The 9,604-nt window shown below is 37.6% G+C and carries 7 protein-coding genes; 3 read left to right on the top strand and 4 right to left on the bottom strand.

What is annotated here, in order from left to right:
* Nucleotides 1–227: transposase (locus F6K18_RS35320; protein ID WP_287527938.1), on the top strand; the 227-nt coding region annotated here is incomplete at its 5' end.
* Nucleotides 228–249: 22 nt separating this feature from the next.
* On the opposite strand, the gene F6K18_RS35315 is transcribed toward F6K18_RS35320, so the two are convergent.
* Nucleotides 250–477 carry a hypothetical protein gene (locus tag F6K18_RS35315; protein WP_287527935.1) on the bottom strand — a complete coding sequence of 76 codons (228 nt, stop codon included), beginning with the start codon at nucleotides 475–477 and terminating at the stop codon, nucleotides 250–252.
* An 890-nt stretch (nucleotides 478–1,367) separates the two neighbouring features.
* Between F6K18_RS35315 and F6K18_RS35310 the strand changes: the two genes are divergently transcribed.
* Both F6K18_RS35310 and F6K18_RS35305 read left to right on the top strand, forming a co-directional pair.
* Nucleotides 1,368–2,975 (top strand): trypsin-like serine protease, encoded by a 1,608-nt coding sequence (locus F6K18_RS35310; protein ID WP_287527932.1) that lies wholly within the window; start codon nucleotides 1,368–1,370, stop codon nucleotides 2,973–2,975.
* 789 nt (nucleotides 2,976–3,764) lie between these two features.
* The gene (locus F6K18_RS35305) at nucleotides 3,765–5,459 is read left to right on the top strand and encodes a trypsin-like serine protease (RefSeq protein WP_287527929.1); all 1,695 of its coding nucleotides are present in this window, start codon (nucleotides 3,765–3,767) and stop codon (nucleotides 5,457–5,459) included.
* A gap of 321 nt (nucleotides 5,460–5,780) precedes the next feature.
* Here the strand turns inward: F6K18_RS35305 and F6K18_RS35300 are convergent, their stop codons facing one another.
* The 3 genes from F6K18_RS35300 to F6K18_RS35290 form a co-directional block, all read right to left on the bottom strand.
* Nucleotides 5,781–6,029: a hypothetical protein gene (locus F6K18_RS35300; protein WP_287527926.1), complete on the bottom strand. Its 249-nt coding sequence runs from the start codon at nucleotides 6,027–6,029 to the stop codon at nucleotides 5,781–5,783.
* A 108-nt stretch (nucleotides 6,030–6,137) separates the two neighbouring features.
* Nucleotides 6,138–7,307, bottom strand: coding sequence for a transaldolase (locus tag F6K18_RS35295; RefSeq protein ID WP_287527924.1), 1,170 nt, complete (start codon nucleotides 7,305–7,307; stop codon nucleotides 6,138–6,140).
* A 1,602-nt stretch (nucleotides 7,308–8,909) separates the two neighbouring features.
* Nucleotides 8,910–9,281, bottom strand: a complete 372-nt coding sequence (locus F6K18_RS35290; RefSeq protein WP_287527922.1) for a cyclic nucleotide-binding domain-containing protein — start codon at nucleotides 9,279–9,281, stop codon at nucleotides 8,910–8,912.
* Nucleotides 9,282–9,604: the final 323 nt, after the last annotated feature.

Here is a 9,604-nt window from a genome sequence, read left to right as displayed (position 1 = left end):
CACCAATTCACAGAAAAACGGTGATTAGGGAATTAGTCAATGACCAAGGACATGAAGTTATATTTCTCCCTAAATACTCTCCTGATTTAAATGATATAGAGCATGACTTTGGTGCATTAAAGAAGAACAGAATGTACGAAGGAAAATATAAATCAATTGATGATATTATTCGAGATTATTGCGTCTGTTACTGTCCCAGTCTTATTCAGAATGACTATAACTATTGACTACTGATTACTGACTACTAATTCAAAAATTTTTTGTCAGCAAAAAGTATGGGCGTTGGTGAAAAGAGGTATGATATGATGTCCGCAGAAGAGGGCGATAGAACTCCGTTACCTTTACGCCACCAAAAAACTTTCTCCTTCTACTCGGGGTTTCTGATTCTTTCTTCTCTCCTGAGGAAGTCCGACTGACATCTCCTCCTGTGAGGGGCAGGGGTGGGTTGACTCCTAAAGAATTTAAGATGAATATCATACAGGTGCTTTACCAACGCCAAAGTATGATTTTTTTCTGCTTGATTAATCATCAATATTAACAGGCACGTTTCAGCATCATAGAAAATGGCGTTGGTAATTGGTAAGATGATTTTCTACTAGTGCAGGATGGCAGAAATAACTAACCAGTTACAAAATCCTAAAAGCCTTACCAATCAATACTTTTGACTGTCTTGAGTGTGTCTTACATTCTGAGGGGACCTCAGAATTACACACTCGATGCATGACTTTTGACTTTTGACTTCCGCGTAGTGGCACTAGGGGTGATACCCATCACTTACTTTGGTAAAATATTTAGAGGTATCAGAAACAGACTACTGTTAAAGTTTCATCTCTTGATTTACCAACGCCTAGAAAATAGCCTGCTCCTCCGTAGATACACAGAGAGTGCTACTTAACTACCTATGCAAGTTACAGCAGTTTTAATTTAGATAAAGCAAAGAGACCTTAGAGGTAGATTCCAGAAGGCATAGAGCATAAATCATTTGCTTCACTCAAGTGAAAAGCACTATAAACTTATATGAAGTTTTGATGAAGCTATAATGAAGCTTTGATGAAGAAATTTGATTTTTGTTCCTCTGTATATTTTCTATTTTATTAAAAACAAATCTTCAGTTTTTTATACATTTTAAGAATAATATAAAATCCATTACCCTACTTTGTTAGAATTGCTATACTATTAAGAAAAAGTCAATTGGGTTAGACAAACTTAGTCTGCTCTCCATCTCATTCATCATCTAGAGGAATTAGGCAATGGGTCTTCATTTATCAAAAAATAACAAACTAAAAGCAAAATTCAATCATTCCATACTCAAATCTTTTAAAATAAAAAAAACTAGCAAAATAGGGCTTAGTTGCATACTTGGCTTAGTGGCCAGCCAGAGTATTCAAACATCAGTACGAAGTATAGTAATAAATGATACTGCGGGAGCCAGTACAGCTCAAGCCTTGGGTGCTCCTTTTACATCTGTCACCGAGATTTTATCACTAAATCTTGACAACAATGAATTTGAAAGTGCTTGTACTGGATCGCTGATTGCAAGTAATTATATACTTACTGCCCAACATTGTGTTCAGGATTTTTTCCCCGAAGACTTTAGTGTACTATTTCGCAGTAACGATCCTGGAAACAGTGTTTTAGCAAATATTGCTGTAACTAATATCTTCCAAGATGATACCTTTGGTCTATTGGATGGTACAGATATCGCTATACTTGAACTGGAGGAAGTTGCTCCAGACTCAATTGATCCTTTAAGGCTATTTGGTTTCAATCCTGAAAACCTCATTGACAGTGATGCAACTGTAGTTGGTTTCGGTTTCAATGGTTTAGGTAGTATCGGTCATGACTTTACTGCAGATGGCCTGCGTTGGGCTGCTGAAAATACGATCGATCTGTTAGATGGTGGTTTAGATCCAAGATTTAATGATACCTTTGGCTCAAACATTTTCAACCTTGACTTTGATGATGGAACTGATGAAAATAACACTTTGTCCAGTTTTGGTAGTAATTCTTCGCCACTCGAAAATGAAGGTACTACTGCTGGTGGAGATAGTGGTAGTCCCCTTCTGGTAGAAGTAGGTGGAGAATTATTAATTGCAGGAGTTCTTTCTGGGGGTACCAGTGACACCAGTGAATTTGGTGATATCTCCTGGTTTACTGGAGTTGTAGAACATCGCGAATTTATAGAAGATGTTGGTGGTGAGTTTGTTGGTAATTTTGTCCCCGAACCTACACCTACTCCTACAGCTGAACCTGCACCTGTATATGGAATACAGAATGGTGATTTTGAAGATGGTTTTAATAGTTGGAGTGTTCTCGGTGCTGCTACGACACAACAGAATACAATACAACAGAATACGAGACAACAGAGACAGGGTCTTGAGTCTAGTACTCCAGCCTCAAATGGTGATTCTAATGGGTTAATTATTAATGATACACTTGCTGTCCCTGCTGATGAGATTGAAGATTTTTTAGGGTTAGCTCCAGAAAGTCTATCAGAACTATCACCAGACGTTGAATTCGTTGTTCAAGGGTCTGCGATCGAGCAAACTTTTCAGGCAAAAGCAGGAGATATTTTAACATTTGATTTCAACTTTTTGACAGATGAATTCCTAGCTCCAGAATTTGATTTCGACCCCTTAAATGACTTTTCTTTTGTCTCTCTTTCCAGTGATGTATTAGACAATCCTTTCTTAGAAATATTAGCAGATGTTTTCTCCGATACATTTGTTGATTCTCCAACTGCCTTTGACCAAGAAACAGGATATCAAAATTTTTCGATCGAGATTCCTGAAACTGGAATTTATACTTTAGGACTTGGAGTTACAGATGCAGATGAATTCGGATTTTTGTCTGCTCTTGCAGTTGATAATGTGATGCTTATTACCAGTGCTTCCACACCAGAACCTACTACAACAATAGGATTATTTGGTACTGTTTTTGCAGCATTTTCTTTGCTCAAGCGTAAAAGAAAGTAATATGATGTCCGGCAAGAGGAGAAGACGACAGTTTTTGAAGCGCTATGAAACGGACATCATATAATATGATGGCAATTAGCTATTAGTTTGTTACTTCCTCTGAAAATATCTCAGCTTTCAAGGTTAGTTAATCTACTTAACTTTTAGATACAAGTGCTATATTTCCAAATATTGGAACTAATATTAATCCCTACTCTTAAGATTAGTTGGAGTGGGGATAATTTTTATCAATTAGGGAACAGGGAATGAAGTCAGGAGTCAGGGGTCAGGGGTCAGAATAAATAGCGTCAATACCAATTTTTAGGTCATATCAAATCCGGTAGTATTGGTGTAATTAGATAATAAGAGTGTGGGGAGATGGGGATATGGGGAGATGGGGAGATAGGGAGATATAAAAAGATTTAGCAATAACTGAAGATGGAACATTTTTTTATACCGAATTAAGGGGATTTGGTATAACAGCTAAAACCTAGTTCAATCAGAATCAAACCTAACCTCAAAAACTACACCCTGGAAGTTAAATTTATAAAGTTTTGATGAAGTTTTGATGAAGTTTTGATGAAGTTTTGATGAAGAATTTTTAATATTTTTCTCCTCTATATTTGCTGAAGCTCCTGTCCTTAGTATATTTACAGAATTTACACTAATATAATTTATCTTACTTAAGTAGTATTGCCATAGTGTAAATAAGATTGCTATCTTTCTTTACAAGAATAAATTACTAAGGTCAGACACATCTGCTGTCATTCCCCTTCAACTAAAACTGAAAGAAATTACAGGAACCAGGCAATGAGCATATACTTTTCTAACAATTTCAAACAACAAAAAATATTTAACCCTTCCATACTCAAATCTTGCAAAAATATTCAGATTAGCCAAATAGCTCTGCGTTGTGTACTTGGTCTAATAGCAAGTCAAAGTTTTCAATCACCCGTAAAAGGCATAGTAATAAATGATACCGCAGGAGCTAGCACTGCTATAGAACTAGGTGCGCCTTTTACAGCTGTAACTGAAATTTTATTGCAGCTTCAGAAAGGTCAGAGTCGTTGTAGTGGTTCACTAATTGCAGATAATTATGTACTTACTGCCCAACATTGTTTTGATCCTCAGATTTTTCCTGAAGATGTGAGTGTTAGATTTTACGATGAAAACAACTCTTTGTTGACAGATATTTTAGTCAGTGAAATTTTATTCTTGGATGGAGATGAAAATTTCAATACATTTTTAGATGGTACAGATATTGCCATACTTGAACTTGCCGAAGCTGCCCCTACATCAATTACTCCTTTAAAATTATTTGGTTTCAACCCGGAAGACCTGATTGGAAGTGAGGCAACTATAGCTGGTTTTGGTTTCAATGGTTTAGGTAGTGTTGGCCATGAACTTACTAGAGATGGACTGCGTTGGGGTGCTGAAAATGTGATCGATCTAGTTGGTAGTATTTTTATTCCATTTTTTGATGCCGTCTTTAAATCTAACATTATCAACCTTGACTTTGATGATGGAACTGATGATAATAACACCTTATTCAGTGTCGATAGTAGTTCTTCACCTCTAACAAATGAGGGAAGTATTGGTCCTGGCGATAGTGGTAGTCCGCTTCTAGTAGAAGTAGATGACGAGTTATTAATTGCAGGAGTTCTTTCTGCTTCTTCCACTCAAAGCAACCGATTTGGTACCGTATTGTGGTTTACTGGAGTTACAGAACACAGAGAATTTATAGAAGAGAATGGTGGTCAGTTTGTTGGTGATTTTATACCTCTACCACCCCCTCCTATTGAACCTCAACCTCCTGTATTTGGAATTAAGAATGGTAGTTTTGAAAATGGTTTAAATGACTGGAGTATACTTGGTGCTGCTACTATTGTGGATAGTGATTTTGGTATACCACCCTCAGATGGAGAGTCTAATGCGTTCATTTTGAACGATATAGTTGCTGTAGGTAATGATGAGATTGAAGAATTCTTAGGGTTGTCTGTTGGCAGTCTGGAAGATTTATCAGGTAGCATACCTTTTGAAGGTTCTGCTATCAAGCAAACTTTTTTGGCAAATGCTGGAGATGTTCTAACATTTGATTTCAACTTTTTGACAGATGAATGTACTCTATTGGATGTACAAAATGGTGTCTGTGAGCCTGAAGATATTTTTAATGACTTTTCTTTTGTCTCTCTTTCAGGTGATGAATTAGATAATTCTTTCTTAAAGATATTAGCTGATACTTCCTCTGATGTTGTTACTTCTGAAACTTTCTTCTTTGAGGAAACGGGATATCAAAGTTTTTCTTATGAGATTTCTGAGACTGGAACTTATACTCTCGGGTTTGGAGTTGCAGATGCAGATCGTGCTTCCGGTTATTCTGGACTTTTAGTTGATAATGTCCAGCTTACTGCCAGTGCTTCTACACCAGAACCTACTGCAACATTAGGATTATTTGCTACTGCTTTTGGAGTATTTTCTTTCCGAAAGAAGCGTCAAAGAAATTAATTCGCTTTGCAAATACCAGAATTAATATTATTAGGACTTACGCATGAGGTACGAAAAAATGGCATTAGAGATTGCTTCCCTGTGAGTCGCAATGACGAAAATAGGTTGTACTGCGTAAGTCCTATAATTATCAGAACGTGATATAAGTCCTACAGGACTTATGCAAAATGTAGAATTATACGCTATCTGTAGGGGTGATTCGCGTTTGCGAACCATTCCGTAGGAAATCACCCCTACTAGATGTGGTGGTTATGCGTAAGTCCTGTCCTATTGACATCCTCCCGACGTTGCGCTTACGCGACAACGCGGGATTCCCTAACATCACTGATAGGGGCTTTCTGCTTCCTCTTGACAGAGGAGCTGCGCTAACATAGCACCTGCCTCCAAGGCCAAACCTCTTTTCGGTCTTACGGTCGCTCCACAGTACGTCGCCAATCCGACGGCTCCCCTAGACACTGCTAGCCCAGCAGCCTTATTATTTTTACTATAGCATACTATTGTTAGAACTGCAACATTGATTGGTTTTCCCATACGACGCTCCCCTACGGGAGAGCGCGGGTCTTCAACCAACGTTGAGATAATGTGACCGCCTTGCTCCCAATTAAATCAAGAAACGGGAGCAGGATACTCCCACTGGCCAACAATTAAATTGGCTAATTGCTAACTGCTATCTGAGGACTAAACCTTCGCCAATTGGAATACAGCTCCTAAACCAGATGCCATTTCTTCTGGAGAAATTTTACCATCCTGATTGATATCTAGAGCATCAAATACAGCATCAGTTCCTGCCCACTCTTCGCGAGTAATAAAACCATCACCATCTAAATCATAGATATGGAAAATATCTTCTGCTGCATGGGTAACTCCCTCTAGACGAGTCAACCGATCTGCTAACAGATTTTCCAATGATTCTAATGCTTTAGAGAAACCTTTAATACCTTCATCCAATTTTTGAGATGCCATCCGATTTTCAGCGTGCATCTGATCAAATGTCTCTTTATCTAAGGCAATTTTTTCTGCATCAGACTGAGCTGCTTTCTCAACAGAAAGTTTAGTAGGTAACTCACCTGTTGTTGATTCTAACTCACCCAATAATCCTGGTGAAATAGTCAACAAGTCGCAACCCGCTAATTCTGTAATTTCACCAATGTTGCGGAAACTAGCTCCCATGACTTCAGTCTTGTAACCAAATTTCTTGTAGTAGTTGTAGACTTGAGTCACAGATAATACACCGGGGTCTTCCGCAGGAGGATAAGAGTCTCGCCCAGTTTCTTTTTTGTACCAGTCTAAAATTCTACCTACAAAGGGAGAAATCAGAGTTGCGCCAGCTTCAGCACAGGCGATCGCCTGGTGCAGACCAAAGAGTAGGGTTAAGTTGCAGTGAATACCCTCTTTTTCTAATACTTCTGCTGCTTTGATACCTTCCCAGGTAGAAGCGATTTTAATCAAGATGCGATCGCGAGAGACTCCTGCTGCTTCATATTGAGCGATTAAATCTCGTCCTTGAGCTATAGTTGATTCTGTATCGTAGGATAGTCGTGCGTCAACTTCTGTAGATACTCGCCCTGGAATAATCTGTAAAATCTTAAGTCCAAAAGCAACTGCCAGTCTCTTAAATGCTAAATTTGCTACATCAGAAGGAGTCGCATCTGTTCCCAACTCTTCCCTTGCTTTTTTCAAGGTTTCATCCACAATTTCCTGATATTGTGACATCTGAGCTGCAGCAGTAATTAATGAGGGATTAGTAGTAGCATCCCGTGGTTGAAATTTTTCGATTGCTTGAATATCGCCTGTATCCGCAACAACGATGGTTACTTCTCGTAATTGTTCGAGTAAATTCTTAGTCATTTATTTCTCCGTTTAAGAATTAAGTTGCTTACTTTTGATTTAGTCGATCATTTCCTAGCATTCAATAGAGTTGTTGGGAAATAAGAATTGAACAATGCTCAAAAGCTTACTATATAAGCTTTTCAGAATTTTAGGTATCAAAAACGCTATAAACTTTGACTAATAAGGGTTTTAGCCATTTTTTTCGCTTAATTCCCAACAACTCTAATATACTTTGAGATATTAGGACAAAGCTGTTTGCACTAATTTTCTACTGTATTTCCATACAAATCTTCATCCAATTCCAATTCTGATACCATACTTTGAGCATTAACTAATCTATCTGCAGCTGAAATAACGTCATTTAGAGTACCAAAAAAAAAGACATTTTTTTAGTAACTATTTTCATTTATTGAGTTAGTTCTCTTTCTTTTTCAGTATTATCTGAAGTTCCTAGTTTACCTAATAATTTATCCCTACATTACTTCATAATAAGCTTGAGAACTTCCTCAAGTATTCATGCAGTTTAGTTACAAATTTGGAGACTGAGTAATCACCAATTTATTGTGGTTTTTTCTTGCTCATTAGGAGTATTTTTAGTTAATTACAACCTCAGTATTATATCAGAACAAATTTTTAATTCATTATGGAATGGATGAAATTATCGGCACGTTAGTTTTGTGTTTGACTTTATGGATAACTTACCAAATTAACTTCTAGATTTCTGTGCCTTAACATACACTATCAATTTGTCAAATATATTATTGTTATACCAAATTCAAAAAAGGTCGCTACAGTATTAATCTCAAGTGTGCATCTCAATTTTGAATAAAGCCAACAATTTATCATTTTTAGGCAACAGGCAACAGGCAACAGGCAACAGGGAATATATAGGAAAAAAGTATTTTTGCAAATATGAGATGCACCCAATCTCAAGACCTCTAACAACAGAATAAAGCACTGTAACAGTATTTTTTGAAAATGGTATTAAGAGCATATAGTTAAACTGAAAAAGCTCGTCACCAATTTTTTTTTACACTTATCAAGTTGATAATAAATAGCTGATGTTATGTTCCCCCTCCGGGGGAGCTACGAATTGCGGATAATCAGTTATAATAAAACTTAAGGACTGATAGTACCGACAGTACCAAAGAAATACTGAAATTATCAATACCCCATCTCCAATATTTCCTGTGTATTCCTCTTTTCTTCCCCTCCTGGGAGGGGGAGGGGCGAGGGGTGGGTTGACTCCTGACTCCTCACAACAGTTATTTATAAGTATTAGATATCTGGTAAAAATCAAAAATAAAATCAATTATTATCCTTGAAGAAGGAGACAGGAGACAGGAGGAAAATTACATGGGGATAGTCAACGAAGGGCCGCTCCGCGTCTACGCTCCCCCAAGTAATGCGTGAACACCCCCGTTGACGGTGGGGTATTAAACCCACAAAGAAAATGATAAATTATCAATTATTCCCCTCCTGGGAGGGGGAGGGGCGAGGGGTGGGTTAAGTGTTCCCTGTTCCCTGTTCCCTGTTCCCTGTTCCCTGTTCCCTCTTTTCTGGAGATGTCTATTCAACCGTTAGCGTAGCTCCCCCGGAGGGGGAACATGATATTAATAACTAGATAGAATGCTTAAAGCGACGAAGACGATCGGAATAACTCCGAATTACAGACAGGGCAAATAAAGGTGTTTCTTGAACTACAAATAAAAAGCGTTCTTGGTCAAGATAAGCTAATTTACATTCTGTTTTAGCAATAGCAGTAGAAGCTCGAATATGTTCTTCGTGAACTAGCGCTCCTTCACCAAAAACATCACCTTTTTTAATTGTTTCCACAACTTGACCATTAACAAATAATTCGACTACTCCTTCAATAATTCCATACATTACATCACCTTTTTGCCCATCTTCAAAAATTACATCTCCTGGTGCAAAAGTTTTTTGATCTAGATGTTTGTGAAATAACTCTACAGTTTTTGCTGGTTCTAACATAACTATGTATCTCCTATGTCAATTATCTTGAAATCTAACAGAAAATTAAACTTTTGAAAGAAAAGGTGAAAATATCTCAAGTTTTTCATGTAGGTTGGGTTGAAAAAAAACCCAACACCAACATATTTAGCTATTCTGCCGAGAAGCTCCCCGCTCTACCGATAGGTGAGCGCCGGGATGATAGGCAGGTCAATTGAGGGATTCAATGCCCCGAAAATTGACAAATGGATTTGTGGTTTAAATCAATATACTATTGCGCTACTATAGTTTATAGCTAATTCAATTAACTCTAATATGTTACGAGTTGTCAAAGTCAGATTATA

This window comes from Okeania sp. SIO2C2 (assembly GCF_010692625.1).
Taxonomy (GTDB): Bacteria; Cyanobacteriota; Cyanobacteriia; order Cyanobacteriales; family Microcoleaceae; genus Okeania; species Okeania hirsuta.
Note: the sequence above shows the minus strand (reverse complement) of the source record. Positions and strands in the feature narration are given on the sequence as shown.

Coding starts and splice junctions, on each gene's coding strand:
- F6K18_RS35295 (WP_287527924.1), bottom strand. CDS start 7,307: ATGACTAAGAATTTACTCGAACAATTACGAGAAGTAACCATCGTTGTT.
- F6K18_RS35305 (WP_287527929.1), top strand. CDS start 3,765: ATGAGCATATACTTTTCTAACAATTTCAAACAACAAAAAATATTTAAC.
- F6K18_RS35315 (WP_287527935.1), bottom strand. CDS start 477: ATGATATTCATCTTAAATTCTTTAGGAGTCAACCCACCCCTGCCCCTC.
- F6K18_RS35290 (WP_287527922.1), bottom strand. CDS start 9,281: ATGTTAGAACCAGCAAAAACTGTAGAGTTATTTCACAAACATCTAGAT.